Here is a 742-nt window from a genome sequence, read left to right on the forward strand (position 1 = left end):
TCATTCAGCGCAGAAAACGCTCTAGTAGTAGCCCTCCCCCAGGGCATCCATACTGATCAAACTTGAAATTGATACTAAAATATAGTACCAATATTTTATGAAAGCCAAGCACCGCCGAACGCTGGAGTTAATCTTCAAACGGCCCGTCTCAGGCAACGTGCCCTGGTCGGACATTGAAGCTCTTTTCGTTTCTCTGGGCGCGGAGGTGTCAGAGCGAGAAGGCTCACGCATCGGTGTGTTCCTGTTTGGAGAGATCAAGGTCTTCCACCGACCTCATCCCAAACCAGACACCGACAAAGGAGCCGTAGCTTCTGTCAGAAAATGGCTTGAGCAGAATGGAGTAACGCCATGAATAACATGATGGAAATTGGCGGTCATCGGGCTGTCATCCTGTTTGACCCTGAAATCGGCATGTTCCGGGGAGAGTTTCTGGGACTGAACGGAGGGGCTGATTTCTATGCAGATAGCGTGAGCGGCCTGCAGCAGGAAGGTGAGGCCTCGCTTTGTGTCTTTCTGGAGATGTGCGCTGAAAAAGGCATTGATCCGGTCAAGCACTACTCTGGCCGCTTTGTGGTCCGACTGCCTGAAGAAATCCATGCACGGGCTGCAGAGATTGCTGCAGCCCGTGGCGTCAGCCTCAATCGACTGGTGCAGGATGCGCTGACTCAGGTTGAAGCGTAGCTTTAGCGTTCGCTCTCCCCCTACCGCAGTCGTTATCTAGAGCGTTTTCTGCGCTGAATGA

2 protein-coding genes are annotated in these 742 nt (G+C 52.6%); both read left to right on the forward strand.

Annotated elements, in window-relative coordinates:
- Positions 1–97: 97 nt before the first annotated feature.
- Positions 98–352 carry a type II toxin-antitoxin system HicA family toxin gene (locus tag AD928_RS14180; RefSeq protein WP_082779648.1) on the forward strand — a complete coding sequence of 85 codons (255 nt, stop codon included), beginning with the start codon at positions 98–100 and terminating at the stop codon, positions 350–352.
- Complete coding sequence (locus AD928_RS00060) at positions 349–681, forward strand: type II toxin-antitoxin system HicB family antitoxin (RefSeq protein WP_062247298.1); 333 nt, start codon at positions 349–351, stop codon at positions 679–681. The genes AD928_RS14180 and AD928_RS00060 overlap by 4 nt, the downstream gene beginning before the upstream one ends.
- Positions 682–742: the final 61 nt, after the last annotated feature.

This window comes from Acetobacter cerevisiae, assembly GCF_001580535.1.
Classification (GTDB): Bacteria; Pseudomonadota; Alphaproteobacteria; order Acetobacterales; family Acetobacteraceae; genus Acetobacter; species Acetobacter cerevisiae.